The organism is Rhodanobacter ginsengiterrae (genome assembly GCF_050026815.1).
Taxonomy (GTDB): Bacteria; Pseudomonadota; Gammaproteobacteria; order Xanthomonadales; family Rhodanobacteraceae; genus Rhodanobacter; species Rhodanobacter ginsengiterrae.
Window position 1 is genome coordinate 373,325 of sequence record NZ_JALBWO010000057.1, and the last position, 26,795, is coordinate 400,119.

The 26,795-nt window shown below is 67.0% G+C and carries 22 protein-coding genes; 10 read left to right on the forward strand and 12 right to left on the reverse strand.

Going from position 1 to position 26,795, the window contains the following annotated elements; all coding sequences use genetic code 11:
• Positions 1–2: 2 nt before the first annotated feature.
• Entirely contained in the window at positions 3–1,115 is a 1,113-nt protein-coding gene (locus ACQGNJ_RS16720) for a saccharopine dehydrogenase family protein (protein ID WP_426690375.1), read from the reverse strand.
• A 75-nt stretch (positions 1,116–1,190) separates the two neighbouring features.
• The gene (locus tag ACQGNJ_RS16725; protein WP_426690376.1) at positions 1,191–2,384 is read right to left on the reverse strand and encodes a DesA family fatty acid desaturase; all 1,194 of its coding nucleotides are present in this window, start codon (positions 2,382–2,384) and stop codon (positions 1,191–1,193) included.
• Positions 2,385–2,558: 174 nt separating this feature from the next.
• On the opposite strand from ACQGNJ_RS16725, the gene ACQGNJ_RS16730 reads away from it, so the two are divergent.
• From ACQGNJ_RS16730 to ACQGNJ_RS16760, 7 genes are all read left to right on the forward strand, one after another.
• Complete coding sequence (locus ACQGNJ_RS16730; RefSeq protein ID WP_426690377.1) at positions 2,559–3,323, forward strand: ABC transporter ATP-binding protein; 765 nt, start codon at positions 2,559–2,561, stop codon at positions 3,321–3,323.
• The gene (locus tag ACQGNJ_RS16735; protein ID WP_426690378.1) at positions 3,320–4,090 is read left to right on the forward strand and encodes an ABC transporter permease; all 771 of its coding nucleotides are present in this window, start codon (positions 3,320–3,322) and stop codon (positions 4,088–4,090) included. The genes ACQGNJ_RS16730 and ACQGNJ_RS16735 overlap by 4 nt, the downstream gene beginning before the upstream one ends.
• On the forward strand, positions 4,090–5,445 hold the full coding sequence (locus tag ACQGNJ_RS16740) for a GldG family protein (RefSeq protein ID WP_426690379.1): 1,356 nt from the start codon (positions 4,090–4,092) through the stop codon (positions 5,443–5,445). Before ACQGNJ_RS16735 ends, ACQGNJ_RS16740 begins: the two co-directional genes overlap by 1 nt.
• Positions 5,446–5,448: 3 nt before the next feature.
• Positions 5,449–5,946 (forward strand): hypothetical protein, encoded by a 498-nt coding sequence (locus ACQGNJ_RS16745; protein WP_426690380.1) that lies wholly within the window; start codon positions 5,449–5,451, stop codon positions 5,944–5,946.
• A gap of 99 nt (positions 5,947–6,045) precedes the next feature.
• Entirely contained in the window at positions 6,046–7,455 is a 1,410-nt protein-coding gene (gene gndA, locus ACQGNJ_RS16750) for an NADP-dependent phosphogluconate dehydrogenase (protein ID WP_426690381.1), read from the forward strand.
• A 60-nt stretch (positions 7,456–7,515) separates the two neighbouring features.
• Positions 7,516–8,343 carry a bifunctional DNA-formamidopyrimidine glycosylase/DNA-(apurinic or apyrimidinic site) lyase gene (gene mutM, locus ACQGNJ_RS16755; protein ID WP_426690382.1) on the forward strand — a complete coding sequence of 276 codons (828 nt, stop codon included), beginning with the start codon at positions 7,516–7,518 and terminating at the stop codon, positions 8,341–8,343.
• A 251-nt stretch (positions 8,344–8,594) separates the two neighbouring features.
• Positions 8,595–9,194, forward strand: a complete 600-nt coding sequence (locus ACQGNJ_RS16760; RefSeq protein WP_426690383.1) for a nitroreductase family protein — start codon at positions 8,595–8,597, stop codon at positions 9,192–9,194.
• Between the two features lie 67 nt (positions 9,195–9,261).
• Here ACQGNJ_RS16760 and ACQGNJ_RS16765 read toward each other — a convergent pair whose 3' ends face one another.
• The 3 genes from ACQGNJ_RS16765 to ACQGNJ_RS16775 all read right to left on the reverse strand — a co-directional run bounded on the left by ACQGNJ_RS16765 (position 9,262) and on the right by ACQGNJ_RS16775 (position 12,173).
• Positions 9,262–10,032, reverse strand: a complete 771-nt coding sequence (locus tag ACQGNJ_RS16765; protein ID WP_426690384.1) for a hypothetical protein — start codon at positions 10,030–10,032, stop codon at positions 9,262–9,264.
• A 43-nt stretch (positions 10,033–10,075) separates the two neighbouring features.
• Positions 10,076–10,708, reverse strand: coding sequence for a thymidine kinase (locus tag ACQGNJ_RS16770; protein WP_426690385.1), 633 nt, complete (start codon positions 10,706–10,708; stop codon positions 10,076–10,078).
• A 133-nt stretch (positions 10,709–10,841) separates the two neighbouring features.
• Positions 10,842–12,173 (reverse strand): NAD(P)/FAD-dependent oxidoreductase, encoded by a 1,332-nt coding sequence (locus ACQGNJ_RS16775; RefSeq protein ID WP_426690386.1) that lies wholly within the window; start codon positions 12,171–12,173, stop codon positions 10,842–10,844.
• 104 nt (positions 12,174–12,277) lie between these two features.
• Between ACQGNJ_RS16775 and ACQGNJ_RS16780 the strand changes: the two genes are divergently transcribed.
• A complete protein-coding gene (locus ACQGNJ_RS16780; protein WP_426690387.1) occupies positions 12,278–14,260 on the forward strand; it encodes a UvrD-helicase domain-containing protein in 1,983 nt (660 codons plus the stop codon).
• Positions 14,261–14,275: 15 nt separating this feature from the next.
• Here ACQGNJ_RS16780 and gltS read toward each other — a convergent pair whose 3' ends face one another.
• The 7 genes from gltS to ACQGNJ_RS16815 all read right to left on the reverse strand — a co-directional run bounded on the left by gltS (position 14,276) and on the right by ACQGNJ_RS16815 (position 24,525).
• The gene (gltS, locus tag ACQGNJ_RS16785; protein ID WP_426690388.1) at positions 14,276–15,496 is read right to left on the reverse strand and encodes a sodium/glutamate symporter; all 1,221 of its coding nucleotides are present in this window, start codon (positions 15,494–15,496) and stop codon (positions 14,276–14,278) included.
• A gap of 34 nt (positions 15,497–15,530) precedes the next feature.
• Positions 15,531–16,517: an N-acetyl-D-Glu racemase DgcA gene (gene dgcA / locus ACQGNJ_RS16790; RefSeq protein WP_426690389.1), complete on the reverse strand. Its 987-nt coding sequence runs from the start codon at positions 16,515–16,517 to the stop codon at positions 15,531–15,533.
• A complete protein-coding gene (gene dgcN, locus ACQGNJ_RS16795) occupies positions 16,502–17,545 on the reverse strand; it encodes an N-acetyltransferase DgcN (protein WP_426690390.1) in 1,044 nt (347 codons plus the stop codon). Before dgcN ends, dgcA begins: the two co-directional genes overlap by 16 nt.
• Before the next feature lie 189 nt (positions 17,546–17,734).
• Positions 17,735–19,486: a gamma-glutamyltransferase gene (gene ggt / locus ACQGNJ_RS16800; protein ID WP_426690391.1), complete on the reverse strand. Its 1,752-nt coding sequence runs from the start codon at positions 19,484–19,486 to the stop codon at positions 17,735–17,737.
• A gap of 108 nt (positions 19,487–19,594) precedes the next feature.
• Positions 19,595–22,081, reverse strand: a complete 2,487-nt coding sequence (locus ACQGNJ_RS16805; RefSeq protein WP_426690392.1) for a TonB-dependent receptor plug domain-containing protein — start codon at positions 22,079–22,081, stop codon at positions 19,595–19,597.
• Between the two features lie 401 nt (positions 22,082–22,482).
• Positions 22,483–23,388, reverse strand: coding sequence for a LysR family transcriptional regulator (locus ACQGNJ_RS16810; protein WP_426690393.1), 906 nt, complete (start codon positions 23,386–23,388; stop codon positions 22,483–22,485).
• 105 nt (positions 23,389–23,493) lie between these two features.
• Positions 23,494–24,525 (reverse strand): AI-2E family transporter, encoded by a 1,032-nt coding sequence (locus ACQGNJ_RS16815; protein WP_426690394.1) that lies wholly within the window; start codon positions 24,523–24,525, stop codon positions 23,494–23,496.
• Positions 24,526–24,663: 138 nt separating this feature from the next.
• On the opposite strand from ACQGNJ_RS16815, the gene ACQGNJ_RS16820 reads away from it, so the two are divergent.
• Positions 24,664–25,560 (forward strand): 5'-nucleotidase, lipoprotein e(P4) family, encoded by an 897-nt coding sequence (locus ACQGNJ_RS16820; RefSeq protein WP_426690395.1) that lies wholly within the window; start codon positions 24,664–24,666, stop codon positions 25,558–25,560.
• 296 nt (positions 25,561–25,856) lie between these two features.
• The gene (locus ACQGNJ_RS16825) at positions 25,857–26,786 is read left to right on the forward strand and encodes a hypothetical protein (protein ID WP_426690396.1); all 930 of its coding nucleotides are present in this window, start codon (positions 25,857–25,859) and stop codon (positions 26,784–26,786) included.
• Positions 26,787–26,795: the final 9 nt, after the last annotated feature.

A 26,795-nucleotide genomic window follows, 5' to 3' on the forward strand; every position in this document is an offset into this window, starting at 1 on the left:
TTTCAGATCGCAAGCGTTTCCCGCTGGATGTCGATCGCGAAAGCATCGAGTGCGGCCAGCGCCTCGTCCAGCGTGAACAGGCCCATGCACGGCATTGCCCCGTGCAGCGCAAGCTTGCCATCGGCGAGCTTGCGCGCCAGCACCACGGCCGGGGTGGCGGGAATCTGCGGACCATCGCCGGTCGCGGCAGACAACGACCAGCGCAGCCGCAACGGTCGTCCCTGCGCGTCGCGTCCCGTCAGTTCCACCAGCATGCCGCCCACATCGCTGCCGGCGCCGAGGAACCATTCGCTGACCCGGCGCAGGCGCGTGGCATGACGCGCCAGGTCGCGGATCAGGCCGAGCCGCACCAGCCATGCCGCGGCAAACGTGGCGAAGTGCAGCCGCTTCAGCTCCAGGCCGGCGCGGAAGATCACCGTGCGTACGTCGGGATAGCGCTGCGGGAACAGTTCCAGATCCGGCACCTCGCACAGGCCAAGCCAACGCCGGCCAAACGGGAATATCGCGCGACGCGTGTGCATCCAGCCATGACCGGTCTGCCAGCGGCCGTCGCGCCAATACGTTACCGGGCGACCGCAATAGCCCAGAATGGCCGCCACCGTCGCATCGCCCCGCGGCGCGCGATTGCCGGGACTGATCGCGTGCTCGATGACGTCCAGTACGGCAAAGCGCGGCAGCAGGCTGTCCACCACCGCGCTGCTGAGCGCCGGCACGGTGGAGGCACCGCTGACCAGCAGTCGACCGGCCGCTTTCGCCTGGCCGTCCAGACGGCCAAAGCCGCTGACAAAGTCACGCCCGTCGGCGAGATCGACATAGTCGCTGGCGCAAGCCAGGCAGGCTTCGGCCACCCGGTAATCCTGCTGCTGGAACGGGCCGGCGGCATGGATCACCAACTGCGGCTGCAGCGCGGCGAGCTCGCCCACCAGACCGGGCGCGGTCACATCCAGTGCAGCCAACTGCACCGAGGCATCTCCCAGTGCGTCACGCAGCAGCACCAGGCGGTCCAGCCGTCGGCCCGCAAGGGTCAGCCGAAAGCGTGGATCGCCAGCCAGCTGGCTGGCGATGCGCGAACCGAACACACCGGCGGCGCCGATCAGCACTACGCGCAAGGCCATCCGTTTCCCTCGTGGTGCTCCCCGAAAAACAAAACCCGCCGGACGGCGGGTTCTGCTGCAACATGATGGCTGCGATCAGGCCGCGGCGACGCCGTAGCCCTTCAGTCGCTGGGCGAATTCCTGCAGCGCGCGGATACCGCTTTCCTCGGCCTCGTGGATCCACTGCTGCAGGCCCTTCAGGGCCTGCTCGGCACCGCGCTGCTCCATCAGCGCCACCAGGCGGCTGCGGAAGTCGATCACGGTGGCCAGGGTCGGACGTTTGGCCAGCACGGCCTGCATGCGGTCACGACCTTCGTTGTCCAGCCAGCGGCCACCGTCAGCCAGCGCCCGGCGCAGGCGGCGCGGCGTCGACTTGAGGCTTTCGCCGGCGTGCGCGGCTTCCTCGGCCACCGTCGGCAGGATCACCGCACGGTAATAGTCGGTCATCGCCTGGAAGCGATGGGTCAACACCGCCTTCAGCGTTTCCGCATCCGGCAGGCGCACGTTCGGACGCACGTCCAGCGACGGCGCCACGCGCAGCACCTTGGCCAGGCCGACGGCGCGCAAGCCGCAGATCGCCGCCCAGCCAATGTCGAACTCCCACTTGCGCAGGGCGAACTTGGCCGAGCTGGGGAAGGCGTGGTGGTTGTTGTGCAGCTCTTCACCGCCAATCCAGAACGCCCATGGAATCAGGTTGCGCGCGGTGTCGGCGCTTTCGAAATTGCGGTAGCCGGCCCAGTGGCCAATGCCGTTGACGAAACCGGCGGCCCAGAACGGGATCCAGACCATCTGCAGCGCCCACAGCGCCGCACCGATCACGCCGAACAAGGCGACGCTGATGAACAGCATCAGGGTCGGACCCCAATACGGATGTGCGCCGTAGACGTTTCTTTCGACCCAGTCGTCCGGCGTGCCGCGGCCGTACTGTTCCATGTCCTGCTTGTTTTCGCAGGCATCGCGGTACAGCGACACGCCGTCCCAGAACACCTTCTTGATGCCGTAAATCATTGGGCTGTGCGGGTCGTCCACCGTCTCGACCTTGGCGTGGTGCTTGCGATGCACCGCCACCCATTCGCGGGTGACCATGCCGGTGGTCAGCCAACCCCAGAAGCGGAAGAAGTGCGCCAGCGCCGGATGGAAATCGACGCCGCGGTGGGTCTGGCTGCGATGCAGGTACAGGGTCACCGTGAAGATGGTCAGCTGGGTCATCACCAGCATGTACACGGCGATCTGCCCCCAGCTCGCGCCGGTCAGACCATCGTTGAGGAAGTTGATTGCCGCGTCGAGCATGGAAGGCACCGAAGAAGGGACAAGTCAGTGTAAATCAGGGGCTTCCGTACCCACCAGCATGGCGCTGAACATGCATGATAGCAGCCGCTCCGGCAGGCGAAGCTAAGGTGACGTTATTCACGAGCCGTGCTTGCACCTGTTGTTTCCAGATGGGGGCGCCGTGACAATCAGGCAATGACCACCATCGTCCCCGCGTCACCGAAGACCGCGCTGCAACTGGATCACGTCACCCGCCGGCGCGCCGGTCGCCGGGCCGTGCAGGATCTGAGCCTGGCGCTGCAAGGCGGCCAGGTGATGGGCCTGCTCGGCGTGAACGGTGCGGGCAAGTCGACCAGCCTGTCGATGATTGCCGGTGCACTGAAGCCCGACAGCGGCGGCATCAAGCTGAACGGCGAGGATTTCCTCGAGCAGCCGGAGATCGCCCGCCGGCTGGTCGGCTGGTTGCCGGAGCGTGCGCCGGTCTGGGCCGAACTCAGCGTCGAGGAACATCTTGACGCGCACGGCCGCCTGCGCGGCATCCGCGGCCCGGCGCTGCGCAAGGCGCGCAGCGCGATCATCGAGCGGCTGGAGTTGCAGCCGCTGGCGCGGCGCCTGGCCGGCGTGCTGTCGCAGGGTCAGCGCCAGCGGCTGGGACTGGCCTGCGCGCTGCTGCATCAGCCGGCCCTGCTGGTGCTGGACGAACCGGCCAACGCGCTGGATCCGGTGCAGGTCGCCGCCTTGCGCACGCTGATCCGCGAACAGGCCGCTGCCGGCACCGCGGTGATCCTGTCGACCCACCTGCTGGCCGAAGTCACCGCGGTCTGCGATCGCGTGGCGATCCTGCACGAGGGCACGCTGCGCCATGACGGCGCGGTGCATGCCGATGACCACGCGGCGCTGGAGCAGACCTTTTTCGGGATAGCCATGAACGGCAGCAACGCGGCGGCACACGCCGCATGAGCCACGCCTTGATGAATACCGCCGCGGTGACACGACTGGAATGGCGCCGGCTGCTGGTGCGACCACTGGCCTGGGTGCTGGCCGCGCTCACGCTGGCCTGGCTGGCCTGGAACTTCACCTTGCTGCTGGGCGGTTTCCTGGGCAGCCAGATCCAGCGGGCGGCGCAGCCCGATGGGCCCGGCTTCATCGATCTGGTCGGCGTGCCCCTGCTCGGCCAACTGGCCCAGTTGGCATTCCTGGTGGTACCGCTGCTGGGCATGTCGGTGCTGGCCGGTGAGCGCCGCAACGGCACCCTGCCACTGCTGTTCGCCACGGGCGTGCCGGCTTCGCACATTGTGCTGGGCAAGTATCTGGCGATGCTGGGCTGGCTGCTGCTGTGGCTGGTGCTGACCCTGGCGATGCCGCTGGCGCTGATGCATGCCACGCACTTCGACTGGGGCAAGCTGGCCGCGGCCACACTGGGCCTTGCCCTGATGCTGGCCACGCTGGCGGCGATCGCGGTCGCCTGCTCCAGCTTCGCCTCGCACCCGGCCATCGCCGCGGCGGCCGCGCTGGTCATCGCGCTGGCGCTGTGGAGCGTGAACCTTGGTGCGCAGATGGCCGGCGTCCATGGTGGCGCGATCAACTGGCTGGCGATGAGCACGCACCTGCAACCGCTGCTGCGTGGCCTGGTATCGAGTGCCGACCTGCTGTGGTTCGTGCTGTTCATCGCCTTCCCGCTGGCTCTGGCCACGCGCCGACTTGACGCCGAGCGGGAGCGCGGCTGATGAAGAATCTTTTCAGACGTCTGGACGGCTGGTTGTTCGCCGTGCTGCTGGTGCTGGCGGTAGCCGCTATCGGCTACCTCGGCAGCCGTTACGTGATGCAGGCGGACTGGACCGCGAACGGTCGCACCAGCCTGTCACCGGAAAGCCGCGCGGTGCTGGCGCAGCTGCACGGCCCGGTGGAGATCGTCAGCTACGCCAACCCGCAGGGCGATCTGCGCCAGACCGTGGCCGGCTTCCTGCAGCGCTACCAGGCGGTGAAGCCCGATCTCAAGCTGCGCTTCGTCGACCCGCAACTGGACCCGGCGAAAATGCGCGAACTGGGCGTGACCGTGGACGGCGCGCTGATCCTGCACTATCAGGATCGCGAGCAGCGTCTGGACGAATTGTCCGAGCGCAGCCTCACCAACGCGCTGGAGCGGTTGCTGCGCGGCAGCGACCGCATCGTGGCCTTCGTCACCGGCGACGGCGAGCGCCGTGCCGACGGCCAGGGCAATGCCGACCTGGGCACCTTCATCGCGCAGTTGGAGAGTCGCGGCATGCGCGCGGTGCCACTGAATTTCACCCAGGTCAGCGCGGTGCCCGAACACACCGACCTGGTCGTGCTGGCCAGTCCGGAAGTGGCACTGCCACCGGCGGCGGTACAGGCGCTGGTTGACTACCTGCAGAACGGCGGCAACTTCTTGTGGCTGACCGAGCCGGCCAACCAGGACCTCGGCCTCAAGCCGCTGGCCGATGCACTCGGCGTGCGCGTACTGCCCGGCGTGCTGGTGGATGGCTCGGGCGCCGCACTGGGGCTGCGCGATCCGCGCCTGCTCACGCTGGGCGACTACCCGCCGCAGGCGATCACCCGCGGCTTCACGCTGACCACACTGTTCCCGCAGACGTCCGCCCTGGCGCAGCTTGGCCAGGCCGGCTGGGCGTTCGCGCCGTTCCTGCGCTCCAGCACGCAGAGCTGGACCGAATTCCAGCCGATCGACAATGCCGGGTCCTCGGACATCCGCTTCGATGCCGATGCCGGCGAGCTGAAAGGGCCGCTGGATTTCGGCTTCGCGCTGAGCCGGCTTTCGCCCAGTCCGGACAAGAGCGAACAGCGCGCGGTGGTGATCGGCGACGGCGATTTCCTGTCCAACAGCTTCCTCGGCAACGGCGGCAATCGCGCGCTGGGCGAGCGCGTGTTCGACTGGTTGCTGGGCGATGACAAGCTGGTCAACCTGCCGCCACGCGGCGCACCGGACCGGCTGCTGCAGATATCGCAGGGCGAGTTGAATGCGTTGAGCGTCGGCTTCCTGATCGCGCTGCCGTTGCTGCTGCTGCTGATCGGTGGCGGTATCGCGTGGCGCCGGCGTCGGCGCTGAACGATGAAGCGCGCCCGCCGGCAACAACTCAGCCTGCTGCTGGTCGTGCTGGCGCTGCTCGCGCTGGCGCTCTGGCAACACCATCGCGACGCCGGCCTGGCTGGCGGCAACCTGACCACGCTGGACCCGGCCGCCATCCGTCATGTCCGCCTCGTCCTGCCCGGCGCCGCCGCGCTGGATTACGAGAAGCGCGGCGGTGGCCACTGGTGGCGGACCGACGGCACGCCCAGCCGGGTCGCCGACGACGACCGTCTGGACGACCTCACCGATATCGCCGCGGCGCACGTGCTGAGTTGGCGTGCGGCCAGCGATTTCGAACCGGCGAAGATCGGGCTGATGCCACCCCGAGCCGTGCTGGTGCTGGATGGACACAAGCTCGAGTTCGGCGAAAGTTCGGTCACCGGGCCGCAGCATTACGTGCGCGTGGGTGACCGTGTGGCGCTGGTGTCCTCACGTTACATGCCGCGCTCGCCGGAACTCCGCGTCACCCAGTTGCACTGAGTCCGACTTCTTCACGCGTTCTGACGGTGCCATCTTGCAGGCTTTGCGATTCGTCCCCATCCCGGCGGGTATCGCCGTCCAGCGCAGGAGCAGATTCGCATGAGCCAGCAATCCATCGGTGTGATCGGCATGGCCGTGATGGGCCGCAACCTGGCGTTGAACATCGAAAGCCGCGGCCACGCGGTATCGATCTACAACCGCAGCCGCGAGAAGACCGACGAAGTCATTGCCGAACATGGCGACAGGAAGCTCGTACCGACCTACTCGCTGCAGGCATTCGTCGATTCGCTGGAAAAGCCGCGCCGCATCCTGCTGATGGTGAAGGCCGGCGCCGGCACCGACGCGGTGATCGACGAACTGAAGCCGCTGCTCGACCAGGGTGACATCCTGATCGATGGCGGCAACACCCATTTCATCGACACCATCCGGCGCAACAGGGACCTGGCCGAGGCCGGCCTGCACTTCATCGGCACCGGTGTCTCCGGCGGCGAGGAAGGCGCCCTGCACGGCCCCTCGATCATGCCCGGTGGTCCGCGCGACGCGTACGACCTGGTCGAACCGATCCTCACCGAGATTGCCGCGCGCGCCAGGGACGGCAAGCCGTGCGTCGCCTACATGGGTCCGGACGGCGCCGGCCATTACGTGAAGATGGTGCACAACGGCATCGAGTACGGCGACATGCAACTGATCGCCGAGAGCTACGCGGTATTGAAGCAGGTGCTCGGCCTGTCCAACCAGGAACTGGCCGCTGTCTACACGCGCTGGAACGAGGGCGAGCTGGACAGCTACCTGATCGAGATCACCGCGAAGATCTTCGGCAAAAAGGACGACCAGACCGGCCAGGATCTGCTCGACGTGATTCTCGACCGTGCCGCGCAGAAGGGCACCGGCAAATGGACCAGCCAGAGCGCGCTCGACCTGGGCGTGCCGTTGCCGCTGATCACCGAATCGGTGTTCGCCCGCGTGCTGTCCTCGCTCAAGGACGAACGCGTGGCCGCGTCCGCGGCGCTGGCCGGGCCGGCAAGCAAGCCGTTCAGCGGCAATCGCGACGCCTTCATTGCCGCGGTGGGACGCGCACTGTATCTCAGCAAGATCGTTTCCTACGCGCAGGGTTTCGCGCAGCTGCGCGCCGCCTCCGACGAATACGACTGGAAGCTCGACTACGGCAGCATCGCGCAGATCTGGCGCGGCGGCTGCATCATCCGCGCCCGCTTCCTGCAGAACATCACCGATGCCTACGCCGCTGGCGAGGCGCCGGCGAATCTGCTGCTGGCGCCGTATTTCCGCGATATCGCGGCGAGCTACCAGTCCGCGCTGCGCTGGGTGGTGGCCGCCGCCGTCACCAGCGGCGTGCCGGTGCCGTGCTTCTCGTCGGCCATCGCGTATTACGATGCTTACCGCAGCGAACGCCTGCCGGCCAACCTGATCCAGGCCCAGCGCGATTTCTTCGGCGCGCATACCTTCGAACGCGTGGATGAACAAGGCAGCTTCCACGCCGACTGGAGCTGAGTTTTTTGTGGGAACGCACAGGGTACGTTCCCACCTATCGATGGTGAATCGAGTTTATCCATGCCCGAACTGCCCGAAGTCGAAACCACCCGTCGCGGCATCGCCCCGCACCTGATCGGTCGACGCGTGACGGGCGTGATCCTGCGCCGTCCCGATTTGCGCTGGCCGATCCCGCCGGAAGTCAGCGCACTGCTGCCCGGACAGCGCATCGACGCGGTGGAACGCCGGGCGAAATACCTGCTGCTGCACACCGAAGCGGGCAGCGCCTTGCTGCACCTGGGCATGAGTGGCATGTTGCGCGTGCTGCCGCCGGACGCACCGGCGGGCAAGCATGACCATGTCGACATCGCGCTGGAGCGCACGCCGACACAGGCGCCGCGCATCCTGCGTTTCACCGACCCGCGCCGCTTCGGCTGCCTGTTGTGGCAGGCGCCGGGCGAGACCCATGAGCTGCTGGCGACGCTGGGCCCGGAACCGCTGACCGATGAGTTCGACGGCGACCTGCTGTGGCATCTCTCACGCGGCCGCAAGGCAGCGGTGAAGCTGTTCCTGATGGACAACGCCATCGTCGTGGGCGTCGGCAACATCTACGCCAGCGAAGCGCTGTTCCACGCCGGCATCGACCCGCGTCGCGCCGCCGGCGGCATCTCCCGGCCGCGCCATGCACGCCTGGCGATGGAAGTGAAACGCCTGCTGGCCTGGGCGATCGAACGCGGCGGCACCACCTTGCGCGACTTCCTCAATCCCGACGGCGCACCCGGCTATTTCTTCCGCGAATTGATGGTCTACGGCCGCACCGGCGAGCCGTGCCACGTGTGCAGCACGCCGATCCGCCAGGTCACCCTGGGCCAGCGCTCGACGTTCTGGTGCCCGCATTGCCAGCGCTGAGGCCGGGCCGCGTCTGACCATGCATCGTTTCCTTTTGGAAACAGACTGACTTCGAGCCGCCGACTAGCCAGGCCGCCATACCGGCCTAACATATCGGCCATCGATCGCGATGCAGCGAGAACAAGGCGATGAAGCGGAAGTCCCGGCCGGCGACCCAGCACAAAACGGCCCGGCATCGACTGTTTCCCTGAAGCGCCTTTTCACCTGCCGCGATTCCCAAGCATCGAACCCCACATGCCCGAGGAATCACCATGAACAGCACCCTGATAGAAAAGCTCAAGCAGCGCCGCACCCAGTACGCGCTGGGCAAGAACGTATCGCTGGACAAGGACACCCTCACCAGCCTGATCAAGCAAGCCATCCGCCACACGCCATCGTCGTTCAACTCGCAGAGCTCGCGCGCGGTGATCCTGTTCGGCGAACAGAGCGAGAAGTTCTGGGCGTTGACCAAGCAGGAGCTGGGCAAGATCGTGCCGGCGGAGGCGTTCGCCCCGACCGCCGCCAAGCTCGACAGCTTCGCCGCCGGCGTCGGCACCGTGCTGTTCTATGAAGACCAGGCCGTGGTGACCGGCATGCAGGAGCAGTTCGCGCTGTATGCGGACAACTTCCCGGTGTGGTCCGAGCAGGCCGGCGGCATGGCCCAGTTCGCCGTGTGGCTGGCACTGACCGAGGCCGGCGTCGGCGCCAGCCTGCAGCACTACAACCCGGTGGTGGACGGAGCGGTGGTGCAGGAGTGGAACGTGCCGGCGTCGTGGAAGCTGCGCGCGCAGATGCCGTTCGGCTCGCACGAGGGTGGCTTCGGCGAGAAGGCCTTCATGGACGACGCGCAGCGCTTCATCGTCCAGGGCTGAGCCAGCGCCTGACGCAAGACAAGGGGCGACACCGCGGTGTCGCCCCTTGTTTTGCCCGTGACCCTGGCTATTGCGGCCAGCGGAACGCGATGTGGGTGTTGTTGAACTCCGGATCGTCGAGGCTGCCGCCGGGCTGCGCCAGCAGTCCCTCCGGCACGCCCTCCACTTCCAGCTGCTGGCCGGCGCTGAAGTTCGCGCCCAGCGACAGCAACTCGACCAGCCGCTCGCACAACACGCCGGCGCGATCGACATCGCGATCGGGCACGTTGCGCAGGCTGATGTCGGGCCGGCCGAACTTGCGCATGCCGCGGGTGTGGATCCACGAACGATCGGCGGCGTCTTCGGCGCTGCGCAGGATCAACACATGGTTGCGCGGCGGCGCACCGCCCTTCACCAGGTAATGCCCGCGCCAGTGGCCGGCGTCGAACAGGGTGAGGATCTGCGGATCGAGGATCGCGGTGCCGCCCACGTCGAGCATGCCGGCCAGCACGCCCATCGTGTCGCGCAGGTAATCCAGGCTGGCGCTGTCCTTGAGCACGCCACGCACCACCAGCACCTCGGGCGCGATGCGCGCCTGCTCGTATGTCTGCGGAGCATCCTCCTTCAGCAGGCCGCCCAGCGCGCCATGCAGCGGATAGCCTTCCCACTGGCGCAGTACCGCGTTCTGGAAGCGCTGGATCTCGACGCCGGCGGGCAAGCCGGGGCTGCCGTAGCGCGGCGAAGGAATCAGCAGCTCCGCGTCGAACTTGCCGAACACGTAGAACTGCAGCACGGCGTTGTCTTCACCCGGCTGCCAGTACGGTCGCGGCCAGCTGGCTGTGGGACTGGTGTCGCTCATGCGGATTCCTTGTTGGTCATGACTTGATCGGCGGTGGTTCGGTTCATTCGCGCTCGCCCAGCTGCAGCACGGTCTGCTGCAGCTCGATGCGACCGTGGCCGGCGCTGATCTTCTTGAACTCGGCGCGACTCACCGAGACATAGCGTTCGTTGCCGCCGATCTCAACCTGCGGGCCGTCGGTCACGGCGCGCCCCAGTTCATCCACGCGCACCACCATGGTGGCCTTGCGACCGGTGTGGCAGATCGTCTTGATCTCTTCCAGGTTGTCCGCCCAGGCCAGCAGGTAACGACTGCCCTCGAACAGCTCGCCGCGGAAATCGGTGCGCAGGCCGTAAGCCAGCACCGGAATGTTCAGGCGATCGACCACGTCGCTGATCTGCCACACCTGCGCCTTGCTGAGGAACTGCGCCTCGTCGACGAACACGCAATGCAGCGGGCCGCGCGCAGCGATGTCCGCGTCGACCAGGGCGAACAGATCCTCGTCGCCGGCAAAGCGGCGCGCGTTCGCCTTCAGGCCGATCCGCGAGGCGACCACGCCTTCGCCGAAACGATTGTCCAGTGCCGGCGTGAGGATCAGCGTGCGCATGCCGCGCTCGTGATAGTTGTACGCACTCTGCAGCAGGGTGGTGGTCTTGCCGGCATTCATCGCCGAGTAATAGAAATAGAGTTTGGCCATGGGCATGCGTTCGGGTCGTGACCGTGCATGGTAGCGCGGACCGGCCATGGCTCATCTCCCGACCCAAACCACCCGGAAGATCAACAGCACCCCACCCCAACCCTCCCCCGCACACGCAGGGGAGGGAGAAGGCTCAGGCCTTGTCCAGCGGCGTGTTGCCGCCGGTGAACTGCGCGCGCGCCTGGCCCAGCCGGTATGTGTGCTCGGCGCGCCAGCGGCGCCAGTCGCGCAGGCCGCAGATCGCGTAGACCAGCTTGAACAGCTGCAGTCGCCACAGCACCTTAGGCGTGTCGAACAGGTCGCCGGCCAGCATCGAGATCACGCCCTGCTCCAGCTGCCAGGTGTTGCGCGGCTGGCGGAACATCTGCTGCATCACCGGACCATTGAAGCGGTAGATGAAGAACGAGAAGCGGGCCATGGCCGCACGCTGGCGCCGCTCCAGTTTGCGCAGCAGGGCCGGCTCGCGGCGCGGCTCGCGCAATGCCTGGTCAGCCACCTCCACCGCCTGCTCGGCGCCGCTCATCGCCAGGTACACGCCGGAGGAGAACACCGGATCGAGGAAGGCAAACGCGTCGCCGACCAGGATCCAGCCGGGTCCGCCCATGCGGCTGGAGTCGTAGGAATAGTTGCCGGTGACGCGCACCTCGTCGTCGATCAGCTCGGCGTGCTGCACGCGCGCCCACAACGCCGGGCTGAGCTTCAGCGTGTCGGTGAGGAACTCGACCGTGCGACCCTTGCGCTGCTTGAGGTAGTCCGGCCGGCACACCGCGCCGACGCTCATCACCCCCTCCGGCAGCGGGATCATCCACATCCAGCCGTGCGCGAAACTGTAGATGCTGATGTTGCCCGCGTCCTCGCCGGCGCGGGCTTCGGCACCGCGGTAGTGAGCGAAGATCGCCGCGCTCTGGTGCTGGCTGTTCTTGCGCCGGAGCTTCTTCTTCGATGACAGCAAGGCATCGCGACCGCTGGCGTCGACCACGTAGCGCGCCTGGATGGTGTAGTCGCGGCCGTCGTCGGCATGCACCTGCAGCAGGCTTTCGCGCGGGCCACGCTGCTCTACCTGGCGCACCTCGTGCCCTTCCCGCGCATCGGCACCGCATTCGCGCGCGTGTTCGTAGAGCATCTGGTCGAAATCCTGCCGCCACACCTGGTAGGCATGCGGCGGGCTCTGCCCGATCGCGCGGGCAAACGCATAGGTGTTGTAGCCGCGTTCGTTGTCCGCCTCGAAATCCGCACCGGGCTTGAACACGCCCATCGCGCGCACCTTGTCCAGCACGCCAAGGCGCTCGAACACCGGCAGGTTCATCGGCAACAGCGACTCGCCGATATGGAAACGCGGGTGATGCGCCTTCTCCAGCGCGATCACCTTGTAGCCGCGCCGGGCCAGCAGCGCAGCGGCGGTGCTGCCGCCCGGGCCACCGCCGATCACCGCCACATCACATTGCTGCCATTCCGCTTCCGCCATGCCGCTCCCCCTGTGGCTGTTCCGGTCGATTATGGCTGAAGCCCGCGGGTGCGCCAGCGCCGCTCTGCTAACATCGGCCTCCGCACCACGCACTGTTCCGATCCATGCTCAACCCCCAACAACTGGCCGCCGTCGAACATTGCGAAGGGCCGCTGCTCGTGCTGGCCGGCGCCGGATCCGGCAAGACCAGCGTGATCACCCAGAAGATCGCCTACCTGATCCAGCGCCGCAAACTCAGCGCGCACAAGATCGCCGCGATCACCTTCACCAACAAGGCGGCGCGCGAGATGCGCGAGCGCGTGGCCAAGCTGGTCAGCAGCGAAGACGCCGCCGCGCTCACGGTAAGTACCTTCCATGCGATGGGGCTGAAGTTCCTGCAGATCGAACACGCCCGCGCCGGCCTGCGCCGCGGCTTCTCGGTGCTGGACGCGGACGACAGCGGCGGCATCGTCAAGGAACTGTCGCCGAAAGGGGCGAAGAACGACGTGCTGTTCGGCATCCGCAACCTGCTCAGTCGCGCCAAGAACAGCGGCCTGTCGCCGGAAGAAGCGCTGGCCGCCGCGCGCAGCCCGCGCGAGATCGAGGCGGCCACCATCTACGACCTGTACCAGCAGCGCCTGAGCGCGTTCAATGCGGTGGACTTCGATGACCTGATCCGCCTGCCGCTGCGCATCCTGGAAGCGGACGCCGAATGCCGCGAAGCCTGGCGCGAACGCTTCCGCTACCTGCTGGTGGACGAATACCAGGACACCAACGACGCGCAATACCGCCTGCTGAAGGCACTGACCGGCGAGCGCGGCGGCATCACCTGCGTGGGCGACGACGACCAGTCGATCTACGCCTGGCGCGGCGCCAACCCGGAGAACATCGACCAGCTCGGTCGTGACTGGCCGAACCTGCGCGTGATCAAGCTGGAACAGAACTACCGCTGCGGCAAGCGCATCCTGCGCGCGGCAAACCAGCTGATCGCGAACAACCCGCACCTGCACGAAAAGAAGTTGTGGAGCGAGCATCCGGAAGGCGCCACCATCCGCGTGCTGGAATGCAAGGAAGCCGAGCACGAGGCCGAGCGCGTCGCCGCGATCGCCACCACCCTGGCCGAGAAGCACAAGGCGCGCTGGGACGACATGGCGATCCTGTACCGCGGCAACTTCCAGGCACGCCCGCTGGAAAAGGCGCTGCGCCTGGCGCGGGTGCCCTACCACCTCACCGGCGCGCTGAGCTTCCTCGACCGCGCCGAGGTGAAGGACCTGCTGTGCTACCTGCGCCTGCTGACCAACCCCAGCGACGATGCCGCCTTCCTGCGTGTGGTCAACGCACCCAGGCGCGAGATCGGCGCCACCACGCTGGAGAAGCTGGGCCAGATCGCGCAGTCCCGTCACTCGTCCCTGCTCGACGCCACCCGCAGCGATGGCGTGCTGCGCCAGCTCACGCCGCGGCCCGCCGTGGCGCTGGCCTCGTTTGCGAACCTGCTTGACGAGCTGCGCAGCGCATCCCTGCATGAGAACGCCGCCGACCTGGTCGAGCTGATCCTCAAGCGCACCGGCTACGCCGCGCAGATCGCCGCCAGCACGCCCGACGCCAGCGTGCGCGAGCGCAAACTGGGAAACCTCAAGGAACTCGCCGACTGGTTCCGCGCGATGCAGAAGGGTGGCAACAGCGCTGGCGACCTCGCCTCGCAGTTGGCCCTGCTCAGCCACGCCGACCGTGACGAACCGGGCAATGCAGTGCGCATGATGACCCTGCACGCGGCGAAAGGCCTGGAATTCCGTTTCGTCTTCATCATCGGCTGCGAGGACGGCACGCTGCCGCACGAAAGCGCCATCGACGAAGGCCGCATCGACGAGGAACGCCGGCTGATGTACGTCGGCATCACCCGCGCCAAGGAGTTGCTGACCTTGTCGTGGTGTGCGCAGACCAAGCGCTACGGCGAAGTTCACCGCAACCAGCCCAGTCGTTTCCTGCACGAACTGCCGCAGGACGACCTGCACTGGCAGGGCAAGGACCCGGAAGCGGACAAGGAAGTGACCCGCGAAACCGCCGAGTCGCACATGGCGCGGATCAAGGCGATGCTGGCGGCCCGGTGAACGGTCGCGGCGCGCTCACTTCCAGCCGTTGACGAAAATCGTGATGACCAGCGCATTGGTGAAGTCGATCAGGAACGCGCCCACGATCGGCGCCACCAGGAATGCGCGCGCGGCCGGGCCGTAGCGTTCGGTGAGCGAGCTCATCACCGCCATGGCATTGGCCGTGGTGCCGAGCATGAAGCCGATGAAGCCGCTGGCCATCACCGCGGCGTCATAGTCGCGCCCCATCAGCTGCAGCAGCGGCCAGCAGCAGAACGCCACCACGATGAGCGATTGCACGCCCAGATTGACCAGCAGCGGCGCGGCCAGCCCGCTCAATTCCCACAGGTGCAGGTCCATCAGCGCCATCACCAGGAACAGCGACAGGCAAATGTTGCCGATGATGTCGATGTCGGGCATCGACAGGCCGAACCAGCCGCGGCGATCGTCGACGTTGCGGATCAGCGCGCCGACCAGCATCGCTCCGATATAGCTGGGCAGGGTCAGGCCCAGCGCGCCCAGCCCGCCACTGATCCACCCACCGAGGCCCATCGCGAGCAGGATCCAGACGAAGCTGCGCAATCCCGCGTAGACCCTCTCGTCGGCGCGGCGCGCTGGCGCGACAGCCGGTATCGGCGTGGCCGCGACGGCTGGCAAGGTATCGACCGCTTCGCCGGCCACCTTCGGCACGCGCAAGCGCAGTCGCTCGATCAGCATGGTCGCCACCGGCGCGCCGATCACCGAGCCCAGCACGATGCCGGCCATGGCGTTGGCCAGCGCCACGCTGGCGGCGCCATGCACGCCCGCCTCGGCAAACAGCGGCGCGAACGCCATGCCGGTAGCCGGCCCGCCGGTCAGCGTCACCGAGCCGGTGATCACGCCGAACAGCGGCGGCAGGCCGAAGGCCATCGCCACGCCGATGCCGACCAGGTTCTGTACCACTGCCAGGCCGCTGGCCAGGCCCAGGAACAGCAGCATCTGGCGACCGCCAAGCTTCAGCAGCGAGGCGCTGGCGTTGAAGCCGATCCCGGTGAAGAAGGCGATCATCAGCGGTTGCTTGAGCGCGCCGTCGAAGCGCACCGGCGTGAAGTTCCACTGGCGGCACAGCAGCAGCGCCAGCGCCACCAGCAAGCCGCCGATCACCGGCGCCGGAATGCTGAAGCGCGACAACAGCGGCACTCGCCGGCGGATCGCATAGCCGAGCAGCAGGAACAGGCCGCCACAGGCCATGCTCTGGATCGGATCCAGCGTCAGCATGGGCAAGCCCGCGACAATGGCCGAACCGGCATCGTCAGCCGCCCCAGAACGCGGGCGCCGGCGGCACCAGCAAGCCATCGTGCAGACTCACCCCGTCGGGGTAGTCGTGCTGCAACCACAGCGGGCCATCGAGATCGATGAACTCCGCCTCGCGGGCGATCTCCAGTGCCGGCGTGATGCCGAGCGAGGAACACACCATGCAGCCCACCATGATCTGGAAGCCCTCGGCGCGCGCGGCGCGCAGCAGACGCCAAGCCTCGGTGAGTCCGCCGGTCTTGTCCAGCTTGATATTGATCGCCTGATAGCGATCACGCAGTCGCGGCAGGTCGGCGGTCACGTGACAGGCTTCGTCGGCGCAGATCGGGATGACGCTGCGGAAGCCCCGCAAGGCGTCATCCGCATCCACCGGCAGGGGCTGTTCGAGCAACTCCACGCCGACGCGCTGCAGCATCGGCTGCAGTTCCCGCAGGATCTCGATGGTCCAGCTCTCGTTGGGATCGACGATCAGATGCGCCGCGGGCGCCGCCCGCCGCACCGCCTCGATCCGCGCCGCCGGATCATCGGCGTCCACCTTGATCTTGATCAGTCCGCCATCGGCGATGCGCGCGGCCGCTTCGCCCATGCGTGCCGGCGTGTCGATGCTGAGCGTGATCGCACTGCGCAGCGTGGTGCGCGGCGGACGCCCCAGGGTCACCCATACCGGCACCGCGCTCAGTTGCGACTCGAGATCCCACATCGCCGCATCCAGTGCGTTGCGCGCCGCACCCGGCGGCAGGCGCAGTTGCAGTTCGTCGCGCCCCATGCCGGCGGCAAGCTCGCCCCGCAACGACTCGATCTGGTCGAGCACCGTGGCCATCGACTCGCCGTAACGCGCATACGGCACCGCCTCGCCGCGACCGCGCCGGCCCGCCTGGTGCAGTTCCACCGTGACCACGTCGGCGGCGTACTTCACCCCGCGCGCAATGCGAAACGGCGCCACCAGCGGAAAGTTGCGCTCGCTGACGTTCAGTTCGCGAAGCATGCGAGCAGGTTGTCCACGATGGCCTCGACACCCATGCTTACCGGGTCCTGGCAGGGCAAACCGAGCAGGTCGCTGACTTGCGCGCACGCGTCGGCGGCCGCGTTCGCCGACATGCCGGAAGTGTTCAGCGCCACCCCGACCGCGACCACCGCCGGGTTGGTCAGGCGCGCGGCGACCAGGTTCGCCTCCAGGCACGTCTTCAACTCGGGCAGCGGGTAGCCGGGCAAGCCGCGCATGTGGCGTCGGATGGGTTCATGGCACAACACCAGCGCGTCGGGCTGCGAACCATGCAGCAGGCCCAGCGACACGCCGGCATAGGAGGGATGGAACAGCGAGCCCTGGCCTTCGATCAGGTCCCAGCCACCGTCATCACGCGCCGGCGAGATCCACTCCGCGCCGCCGGAAATGAAATCCGCGACCACCGCGTCGATCGGCACGCCGGAGCCGGCGATGAAGATGCCGGTTTGCCCGGTGGCGCGAAAATCCGCCAGGCAACCGCGCTGCCGCATGGCGCGTTCCAGCGCCAGCGTGGTGTACATCTTGCCGACCGAACAGTCGGTGCCCACGGTGAGCAGGCGGCGGCCGGCGCGTGGCCGGCCGTTGCCGACCGGGATGCCGGGCGCGGCATCGCGCGCATCGAACAGCACGCGGCCGTTGCGCCGTGCGGCGGCCACGATCTCCGCATTCTCGCGCAGCTTCTGGTGCAGGCCGGCCACCACGTTGAGCCCGCTGTCGAGCGCCGCGATCGCGTCGGCCACCATCTCCGGCGGCATCACGCCACCGGCGTTCGCGGTGCCGATCATCATGGTGTCGGCGCCCATCGCCTTCGCTTCGGCCATGCCGATGTCAGGCAGGCCCAGCGTCGGCTGGCAATCGGGGTGGCGATACTGCCCCACGCACCACTGCGGCCGCCAGTACGCCACGCCCCTGGCCGTCTTGATGGCCAGATCGTCGGCGGCGTTGCCGAGGTACAACAGATACGGCGGACTCCATTGAGCGGGCAGGCTCGCATCGCCATGGCTGGACATGAAAGAGATACTCCTGGTGGCGGCCGCGCCGTCGATCGGATGGAAGCTGGTTGCGCCGGGCGTGGTCCGATGCGTCTGCACCGGCGCGGGAAATGGAAGGTGCGGGCGGGTCGCGCGGGCGCGCTGCGGCCTGGAACTTGCCGGCAGCCCGCCCTCACCTGCGCTCGGCCGGCCACACGCGCTGACGTTTCAATGGATGGCTTCGACCTTGCCCAGTCCGTTCGGGTTGCGCGGGTCGCTGGCGGCGGTCTTGGTGTTGCTGGCCTTGTCCCAGACCACCACGTTCATGTTGCCCCACGATTCGCTGTCGTTGATCTCGTAGCCCATCGCCTTCAGCTTGGCGAGTACGTCGGCCGGGATGTCGCTGCCTTTTTCGAAGTCGATGCGGTCGGGCAGGAACTGGTGATGGATGCGCTTCTGCGCGGTGATCTGGCCGGCATCCTTGCCATCGATGAAGGCAAGAATCGCCTCGAACACCTGGGTGATGATGGTGGAGCCGCCGGGCGAGCCGATCACCGCCAGGCGATCCTTGCCGATGACGAAGCTGGGCGACATCGACGACAGCATGCGCTTCCCTCCCACCGGCGCATTGGCGCTGCCGCCGATCAGGCCGAACGCATTGGGCTGGCCGGAGACCAGGGCGAAATCGTCCATCTCGTTGTTGAGCAGGATGCCGGTGTTGCCGGCGACGAAGCTGGAGCCCAGGGTGGTGTTCACCGTGGCGGTCATCGAGACCATGTTGCCGTCCTTGTCGATGATCGAGTAATGCGTGGTGTGCATGCCCGGCTCCTTCGCATGCACCGACGGCAGCCAGGCGGACTTGGTCGCCTGCTCCGGCAGGATGCTCTGGCGCAGGCCGTCGGCGTAGTAAGGCGAGAGCAGCATGTCCAGCGGCATCTTCACGAAGTCGGGATCGCCGAGGTATTCGTTGTGGTCGCGAAACGCGCGGCGCATCGCCTCGACGAGGTAGTGGATGCGATGGGCCTCATCCATGCGCTTGAGATCAAGCGGCGCGATGATGTTGAGCATCTCGGCGATGGCCACGCCGCCGGAGGACGGCGGCGGCGCGGTGATCACCTTGTAGCCGCCGTAGTTGAGCTCGATCGGCCGGCGTTCCTTTGCTCGGTAATTGGCCAGGTCGGTCAGCGTCCAGGTGCCGCCGGCGGCGCGCACCGACTTGACCAGTTCCTTTGCCACCACGCCCTTGTAGAAACCGTCCGCACCTTTTTCCGCCAGCGCCTTCAGCGTGCGCGCCTGGTTCGGATCGCGGAACTGGTCGGACTCGCCGGGCGCCTTGCCGCCCGGCATGAACTTGGCCGACGAGGCCGGATAGCGGCGCAGCACCTCGGCCTTGTAGCCGATCGAACGGACCAGCGCAGCGCTGGGATGGAAGCCCTGCTCGGCCAGCCGCATCGCCGGACTCAGCGAGACGGCCAACGGAACCTTGCCGTACTTGCCTGACATGTAGGCAACGCCCGCGGGAAAACCGGGGATGCCTGCGGCCAGCGGACCGTTCAGCGAGGTGTCGCGATCGGGCGTGCCGTCCGCCTTCAGGTAGTCCTTCCCGCTGACCGCCTGCGGCGCCATCTCACGCGCATCGATGAAGGTGTCCTTGCCGGTGGCCGCGTCGTGGATCACGGCGAGGAAGCCGCCGCCCATGCCCGAGGCTTCCGGCTGCACCACCGACAACGTGGCACCCACCGCGATCGCCGCGTCCACCGCATTGCCGCCACGCGCCAGCACTTCGAAACCGGCCTCGGTCGCCAGCGCGTTGGCGCTGGCGATTGCCGCGGTGTTCGCCGTCGTGTCCTGCGCGTGGGCGAAGACGCCGAAGCCGCCGATCGCCAGTGCCAGCAGGATGCCTTGCCAGCGCGGCCTGCGCTGCGTCGGCAGGCGGCCGAGGGTTCCGGCGGCGCCGGGCGGCCTGTCTCGTTTGGTCATTCGATCACTCTCCACGACAAGGTTCGAGCATAGTCACCGGCCGGCGTGCGCCGCCAATGAAAAGACGATGGCCTGGCATAACTGGCGGTTGTGGCCACGGCGGCGGGCTCACCAGTGGTACTGCACCTTGCCGTAGACGTAGGCGCCCTGGAAGCCGAACGGCGAACTGGACGAATACGGGAAGGCACCGTTCTGGTCGTCACTCTGCGGCACCTTCTCCGGATAGGTGTCGAGCACGTTGTCGCCGCCCACGGTGAACGTCCAGCGATCGCGGTTGTAGCTCACCGCCAGATCGAGCAGCCATTTGTGCGGGTACACGATGTCGTTCAGATAACTGGTCGAACCGTATGTCGTGATGCGGCCGTAGCGGGTCAGCGTGCCGTTGAAGGCCCAGTGGCCGAGGTTGTAGGTCTCGTTGAGGATCAGCTTGCTGCGCGGCGCGGTGTCGGCCAGCAGGCCCTTGATCGCGCTGCGGTTGAGGCGCAGGAAGATGACGCCCAGCGAGTCCAGCACCGGAGGATTCGGCTTGACGTCGGTGACCTTGTTCTTGTGGTAGCCGTAGCTGAGTGTCGACAGCAGGTTGCCGTTGTCGCCGAAGTCGCTGCGGTAACTGGTCACCAGATCCGCGCCCTGGGTGCGCACGGTACCGGCGTTGGTGAAGTAGGACAGGCCGCTGTACTGCAGGTTGGTGACGCCGTTGGCCGCCAGGTAGGCGACCACCGAGGGCGTCGACAGCGAGAGCGAACTGGACAGCGCGATGCGGTTGCTGACGGTGATCTGGTAGGCATCGAACGACATGTTGAGTTCTTTGGTGGGATTCCACACCACCCCCGCGGTGAAGTTGCGCGCCTTCTCCGGCTTCAGTGGTTCACTGCCGAGCAGCCGCGCCAGCGGGTTGTCCACCGGCACCAGCCCGCGCAGGTAGATGCCCGGCGGCAGGCCGAGCGAATTGCCGGCGCCGAAGGCGGCCGAGGTGGTTTCCGAGTAGTGCTGCTGGCCCAGTCCCGGCGCGCGGAAGCCGGTCGAAGCACTGCCGCGCAGGGCGAACGAATCGGTGAAGTCGAAGCGACCGGACAAGGCGGCGGAGGTGGTGGTGCCGAAGTCCGAATAGTCCTCGTGGCGCAAGGCGGCGGAGAAACCGAAGCGGTCGGTCAGGTTGCCTTCCAGTTGCAGGTACTCGGCAACGTCGTGCCGCGCCACCGAGATGGCGTCCTGCGGCCCCCAGCCGGCAAAGCCCTGCGCACCGCCGCGCACGCCGGAGGTGCCCACGTAGTAGGAACCGAGGTCGCCGGCCTCCACGTCATAGCTCTGCCGCAGCCATTGCGTGCCGAAGGACACCGTCAGCGGATTGGGCAACCAGCCGAACGCGACCTCCTTGGAAATATCGATGTCGAGCGACTGCTGCTTGGCCGTCAGGATGCCGTCGTGGAAGCTGGTAGGGCTGCTGCCGAAATCATTCAGCAGCGCGTAGTTGGTGGAGTTCCGCGTGCTGTAGGAGACCCGGTTGCCGCCATGGTTGCCGCTGACGTCCCAGCGCCAGCCGTTCCAGGTTCCGCGCAGGCCGGCGACCAGCGAGGTGTCGATCGAATCGCCGTGCTCGCGCGGCAGGAAGCCGTCCGGATAGACCAGGCCGATCAGCGGATTGTTGGGATAGGCCGTGTTGCTGCCATAGCGGAAGAAGCCGCGTGGCTCGCCGACGCGGCGACCGTAGTGGCCGAACGCATAGAACTGCACGCCGGGACTGACGTCGTACTGCGTGTTGAGGAACAGGTTCTTGTTCTTGAACGACACCGTGCCGAAGTGGAACTTCGCGCCCAGTTGGGCCAGGCCGGGACGACGGTCGATCCCGGCGCGGTTGCTCGGGCTCTGGTTGCTGTCTTCGGCGGTGATGCGCAGCCAGCCCTTGTCGCCACCGAGCGGAATGCCGAAGTTCGCCGCGCCCTGCCATTGCCGGCCATCGCCGGCCGAGAACTGGCCGCCGCTGACCTGCACATCGCCACCGGCCGCGCCTTTCTTCAGGATGATGTTGACCACGCCGGAAAGCGCGTCCGAACCGTACTGCGCCGAGGCACCATCGCGCAGCACCTCGATGTGATCGATCGCCGACAACGGAATCGTGTTGAGGTCGATGCCCTGCGAGCCCTGGCCGATCTGGCCCAGGCTCAACACCAGCGCGCCCGGATGCCAGCGCTTGCCGTCCACCAGCACCAGCACCTGATCGGGCGACAGTCCGCGCATTTCGAACGGCCGCTGAAAGGCGAAGGTGTCCGAGGCCGGCGCGAACGGGAAGTTCATCGAGGGTATGGCGCGTTCCAGCGCCTGGGTCAGGTCGATCGTGCCGGTCTGCTTCAGCACGTCGGCGGAAATCACATCGATCGGCGTCAGCGACGAGCTTTCGGTGCGGTTGCCGGCACGCGTGCCGGTCACCACCACCGGGCCCAGGTTCTTCGCCTTGGCCGGGGTCTGCTCCGCTGTCGAAGTCGCTGCGGTGGATTCGGGCGGGCTGGCATTCTGCGCCGCCGCCGCGTGACTGAGTGCAAACATGACCGCCGTGGCCAGCAAAGTCGGCGTAAGCCGACCGGAGCGCTTGTTCATGTGATCTCCCCAACGTGATTTGCCACCATGGGCGCGCCACCGGCCGGAATGGCCGTGTGGCTGCCAGGCAGCGACTAGTCCCCTGTGAATGGTCCTGAAGCGTGTCGCGATCGCGAAGCCTGCGCGCCGACGTCCAGCGCGCCGATGACCTTGCCGGATATCGTCCCCGCCATCACGCAAAGTGACCGCGCGACCTGACCATGTGACTGACGCCCCCGCGCCACGCCTGCGTCTTGTTGCGGTGTCTCGGCTTCGGACATTCGCCCACCTCTCGCAGCACGTGACCGAGGATAGTCACAGGCCAGCGCAAGCCACCAATGAAAAGACCGGCAGTTGGCATAACCGAGGGTTGTGGGTGCACCAGCGCGGTGCGGGCCGGTTTGGGGGCGGGCCGGTGTTCGTCAGGCCGGCGACGCCAGCATGTTCCGCGCCAGCTGGCTGACCAGTTCGAGGAACTGCTTCTGCACCGGATTCAGCGGACTGTCCACGCGGTAGAGCGCGTACAGCACCACCTCCAGTTGCAGCTTCAACGGGCGCGTCTGCACCACGGCGGCGCCGCCGCGCGATGCGGTGAACGGATCGACCAGGGCCAGCCCTTCGCCTTGCGCGACCAGCGCGTAAGCCAGCTGATAGGTCTGAACCCAGACCGAGGTTCGCGGTGCCGGCTCGATCTGGATCAGGTGGCTCTGCAACATGCGCCCCAGCGCATCCTGCATCGCGATGCCGATCATCGGCTGGTCGGCCAGCGCGGAGACCGGCAGAGGCTGCGTCAATTCCTCGACCGGCCACCAGCCCGGCGGCGCGATCACCATCACGTGCCCATGGCACAGCGGCTGCCGATGCAGGCCCTGATGGCCGGCATCCTGCAAGGTCAGGCCGATGTCGGCTTCGTGCAGCATCAGCGATTCGCACATTTCCGCCGAGTGCTGGGTGAACAGTTCCGCGGTGGTGTCGGGAAAACTCCTGCGCAGCAGGGTGGTCGCATCCGGTACCAGTGCCTGCGCCAGGGTCGGCGTGCAGGTCACCCGCAACGGATAACTTTGCGGACGGCCGATGTTCGCGGTGAGCCGCTGCAGGTCGTGCAGCTCCTGGATGATCCTGTCGACCCGGTGGCGCAGCAGCAGCGCCTGCTCGGTCGGCTGCAGGCGTCCGCGCACGCGACTGAACAGGGCGAAGCCGAGCTGCTGCTCGGCGTGTTGCAGGGCCTTGCTGGCCGCCGGCTGCGAAATATTCAGCAGGTCAGCCGCACCGGTGAGGCTGCCGGTGGTGAGCACGGCATGGAACAGCTCGATATGGCGCAGACGCATGACCGGATGGTGGCCCCCTGGCATCGTCACGGCGACGGCCGCCGAGTGCAACATAGCGTCCGGGCCGAAGCAAGCCTTGTGCGGATGACGACTGCCGCGGCAGTGCTACAGCAACGACTCGGCTTCCAGTTCGCTCTTCAGGTACGCGTAGTAGATCGGTGCGGCGATCACGCCGGGCAGGCCGAAGGCGGCTTCCATCAACAGCATCGCCACCAGCAGCTCCCAGGCGCGGGCGCGGATCTGCGTGCCCACGATGCGCGCATTGAGGAAGTACTCCAGCTTGTGGATCAGGATCAGGAACACCAGTGCCGCGATGCCCACGCCCAGGGATACCGAGAGTCCCGCCACGGCGATCGCGGTGTTCGAGATCAGGTTGCCCAGCACCGGCAGCAGGCCCACCGCGAAGGTCACCACTACCAGGGTCTTGGCCAGCGGCACGTGGATCCCCATCAGCGGCAGCACGCCGAGCAGGAAGATCGCGGTGAACACGGTGTTGATCAGCGAGATCTTGATCTGCGCGAACACGATGTTGTGGAACGCCTCGGCCAGCCGCTGGCAGCGCAGGCTCAACGCAGCGGACAGCGGGCCCATCTGATGCGCTGGCCGGGTGCGGCTGAGGGCCACGATCGCGCCCAGCACCAGGCCGATGATGATATGCACGAACACGCGCACCGCGCCCTTGCCGGCCAGTTGCAACGTGCCGGCATGCTTGCGCGCCAGCTCGATCGCGCCGACCCGCAAATCATCGACGCTGTCCGGCAGGTTGTTCACCAGCATCGGCGGCAGCTGCTGGCGTGCCTTCTCCACCAGCGGCATCAACTGCTGCTGCCACAGCAGCTGCGGATTGCCGACTTCGTTGTGGAACAGGCTGATCGCGCCCAGGATCAGCAGGATCAGCAGGCCCACCACCACCGCACCGATCACCGCCACCACCACCATGCGCGCCCGGTCGCCGGAGATGCGCTGCCCCAGCAGCGGCACCATGGTCTGCACCAGCTCGAACACCAGCAGCCCGGCCAGCAGGGCGGGCAACAGGTGAATCTCGATCACCATCAGCAAGGCGGCGGCAGCCAGCAGGTAACTCGCGTAACGGATGGCCGGCGAAGGCGCGCGCAAGGCGGGCAGGGAAGAATCCATGCGGGGCGGAACCGTGACTGGGGAGATCGCCAGTCTGTCAGCAGGCCGCCATCGCTGCCAGCCCTGCCATGCGACTGTCGTAGACTCCGTTCATTCTGCTGATCGTCCCGTTCTGTTTGTCTTGCCGAAGGATTCTCCATGTCACTGCGTCTGTCCTCGACCCTGCTCGCCTTCACCCTGCTGGCGGGTTGCGCCACCACACCACGGCCCGTTGCGGTGGCCAGCCCCGCCGCACCGGCAACACCGGTCGCCGCGGCGCAGGCGGGCGCCAATGACAACCTCAATGCGGTGGCATGGAGCCAAGACGCGATCGAGCACGATCTCATCTTTGTGCAGACCTATCGCGACGCGCAGTCGCGCCTGCTGGCCGCGCTGCATGACAGCCGCTGGGACGCGCTGGGCAGGAACGACCGCACCACGCCGTTGCATGGCCTCAAGCCGGCGGTGATCCTGGACATCGACGAAACCGTGCTGGACAACTCGCCGTTCGCCGCGCGCATGGTGCAGGGCAACCGCGAATACAACGAAGCCGAATGGGCGGCCTGGTGCCGCGAGGGAATCGCCCGCGCCCTGCCCGGCGCGGTCGAGTTCACCCGGTTTGCCGCCAGCCACGGCATCGCGGTGATCTACATCTCCAATCGCGCCAAGGATCTGGATCAGGCCACCCTGGCCAACCTGCGCAAGGCGGGCCTGCCGGTGGCCGGGCCGCAGTCATTCCTGGGCCTCGGTATCGTGGTCGATGGCTGCGAACAGGCCGGCACGGAAAAGGGTTGCCGACGCCAGCTGGTCGCGCAGCACTATCGGGTGCTGATGCAGTTCGGCGACCAGATCGGCGATTTCGTCGACGTGTCGCTGAATACGCTCGACGGCCGGCGCCGCGCCGTCGCCGACTATCTGCCGTGGATCGGTACCCGCTGGTTCGTGCTGCCCAATCCCACCTACGGCTCGTGGGAGCCGGCGCTGTTCGACAACGATTGGTCGGCAGCGCCCGAGCTGCGCCGCCAGAAGAAGATCGAGGCCCTGCACACAAATTAAATAATTCATGTAAATCAGTATTTTACAACACAAAAGAAAAGTGTTGCCTCAGCTTTCGTGAGTCGTTAAGATCTCGTCTGCCAACACCTGCTGACCAAGAGCTTTGCAGGCAAGGCCATTTCCCTTCCGGCTCTGCCGGATTTCCCCGCGAGGCCTCAGCCCGCGGGGTTTTCTTTTGATGGGTTCGCAAAAAACCGGGCGCGCCCTTGTTTCGGCCGCGCCACGGCCCTTACCCTGCCTGTTTACCCGCCAGGCGCCACGCCTGCGTCCGCTGCCCTCCCGCGAGTATCGATGCGATGCGCCTGCCTTCCTTGCGTCACGCCCTGCTGCCCCTGATCGCCACCTTGCTGCTGGCCGGCTGCCACGGCAAGGATGATCCCGCGCAGGCGGGCGGCAGCACGCCGGAAGCGGCACTGCAGTCGTCGGTCGACCTGCTCAAGCGCGGCGACATCCACGGCCTGTGGAAGCACGCGCTGCCGCCGGCCGACTACGCCAACCTGCGTGCGGATTGGGCGCTGCAGCAGCGGCAGGCCGAGCCGGCCAGCGCCGAGCAACGCGCACGCTTCATCGAGACCATGCAGAAACTGACCGCGCCCGGCGCGGAAGACGCGCTGGATGCCGAACTGCAGCCGAAACTGGCCGCACTGAAACAGCAGTACCAGGACCAGGTACCCGTGCTGCTCAGCGTGGGCGAGGCGTTCCTGAAGCGCTCGATCGCGCGGAACCCGACCCTCGACGAGGCACGCGAGGCCCAGGCCGGCAGCGTGCTCGATACCCTGCTGCCATGGGCGCAGCAGGCGCCGTGGTTCGACCAGGCCCGCGCGAAACAGGCGATCGGCGTGGCCGTGGCCACCGCCCGCAAGCTCGACCTGAAGGACCCCGACCAGCTGCACAGCCTCGATTTCGACGCCACCATGGCCAGGTACGCCACCGCCTGGGCCGGTTTCAGGCAACTGCTGGCCATCTACGGACTGCCGATCGAACAGACGCTGGATTCGGTCCGCTTCACCCGGCTGTCCAGCAGCAACGGTCACGCCGTGGTGAAGATCGACTACACCTTGCTCGGCAAACCACTGTCCAGCGAATCGAAACTGGTGGAAGAACATGGCCGCTGGTACATCGATGAACTGCTGCAGAATGCGCGCCGTTCGCACCAGCAACTGCGGCAGCAGGCGGCCATCGCCGATGCGGCTGTCGCGGCGGGCAACCGCGTAACGAAAGACTGATCCGGACCA

Excerpts from the sequence above, each read along its gene's own strand:
- ggt (WP_426690391.1), bottom strand. The coding sequence starts at position 19,486 with ATGACCAAACGAGACAGGCCGCCCGGCGCCGCCGGAACCCTCGGCCGC.
- ACQGNJ_RS16770 (WP_426690385.1), bottom strand. The coding sequence starts at position 10,708 with ATGGCCAAACTCTATTTCTATTACTCGGCGATGAATGCCGGCAAGACC.
- ACQGNJ_RS16775 (WP_426690386.1), bottom strand. The coding sequence starts at position 12,173 with ATGGCGGAAGCGGAATGGCAGCAATGTGATGTGGCGGTGATCGGCGGT.
- gndA (WP_426690381.1), top strand. The coding sequence starts at position 6,046 with ATGAGCCAGCAATCCATCGGTGTGATCGGCATGGCCGTGATGGGCCGC.
- ACQGNJ_RS16720 (WP_426690375.1), bottom strand. The coding sequence starts at position 1,115 with ATGGCCTTGCGCGTAGTGCTGATCGGCGCCGCCGGTGTGTTCGGTTCG.
- ACQGNJ_RS16760 (WP_426690383.1), top strand. The coding sequence starts at position 8,595 with ATGAACAGCACCCTGATAGAAAAGCTCAAGCAGCGCCGCACCCAGTAC.
- ACQGNJ_RS16730 (WP_426690377.1), top strand. The coding sequence starts at position 2,559 with ATGACCACCATCGTCCCCGCGTCACCGAAGACCGCGCTGCAACTGGAT.
- ACQGNJ_RS16825 (WP_426690396.1), top strand. The coding sequence starts at position 25,857 with ATGCGCCTGCCTTCCTTGCGTCACGCCCTGCTGCCCCTGATCGCCACC.
- ACQGNJ_RS16820 (WP_426690395.1), top strand. The coding sequence starts at position 24,664 with ATGTCACTGCGTCTGTCCTCGACCCTGCTCGCCTTCACCCTGCTGGCG.
- ACQGNJ_RS16735 (WP_426690378.1), top strand. The coding sequence starts at position 3,320 with ATGAGCCACGCCTTGATGAATACCGCCGCGGTGACACGACTGGAATGG.
- mutM (WP_426690382.1), top strand. The coding sequence starts at position 7,516 with ATGCCCGAACTGCCCGAAGTCGAAACCACCCGTCGCGGCATCGCCCCG.
- ACQGNJ_RS16780 (WP_426690387.1), top strand. The coding sequence starts at position 12,278 with ATGCTCAACCCCCAACAACTGGCCGCCGTCGAACATTGCGAAGGGCCG.
- ACQGNJ_RS16725 (WP_426690376.1), bottom strand. The coding sequence starts at position 2,384 with ATGCTCGACGCGGCAATCAACTTCCTCAACGATGGTCTGACCGGCGCG.
- ACQGNJ_RS16815 (WP_426690394.1), bottom strand. The coding sequence starts at position 24,525 with ATGGATTCTTCCCTGCCCGCCTTGCGCGCGCCTTCGCCGGCCATCCGT.
- ACQGNJ_RS16745 (WP_426690380.1), top strand. The coding sequence starts at position 5,449 with ATGAAGCGCGCCCGCCGGCAACAACTCAGCCTGCTGCTGGTCGTGCTG.
- dgcN (WP_426690390.1), bottom strand. The coding sequence starts at position 17,545 with ATGTCCAGCCATGGCGATGCGAGCCTGCCCGCTCAATGGAGTCCGCCG.
- ACQGNJ_RS16805 (WP_426690392.1), bottom strand. The coding sequence starts at position 22,081 with ATGAACAAGCGCTCCGGTCGGCTTACGCCGACTTTGCTGGCCACGGCG.
- ACQGNJ_RS16740 (WP_426690379.1), top strand. The coding sequence starts at position 4,090 with ATGAAGAATCTTTTCAGACGTCTGGACGGCTGGTTGTTCGCCGTGCTG.
- ACQGNJ_RS16765 (WP_426690384.1), bottom strand. The coding sequence starts at position 10,032 with ATGAGCGACACCAGTCCCACAGCCAGCTGGCCGCGACCGTACTGGCAG.
- dgcA (WP_426690389.1), bottom strand. The coding sequence starts at position 16,517 with ATGCTTCGCGAACTGAACGTCAGCGAGCGCAACTTTCCGCTGGTGGCG.
- gltS (WP_426690388.1), bottom strand. The coding sequence starts at position 15,496 with ATGCTGACGCTGGATCCGATCCAGAGCATGGCCTGTGGCGGCCTGTTC.
- ACQGNJ_RS16810 (WP_426690393.1), bottom strand. The coding sequence starts at position 23,388 with ATGCGTCTGCGCCATATCGAGCTGTTCCATGCCGTGCTCACCACCGGC.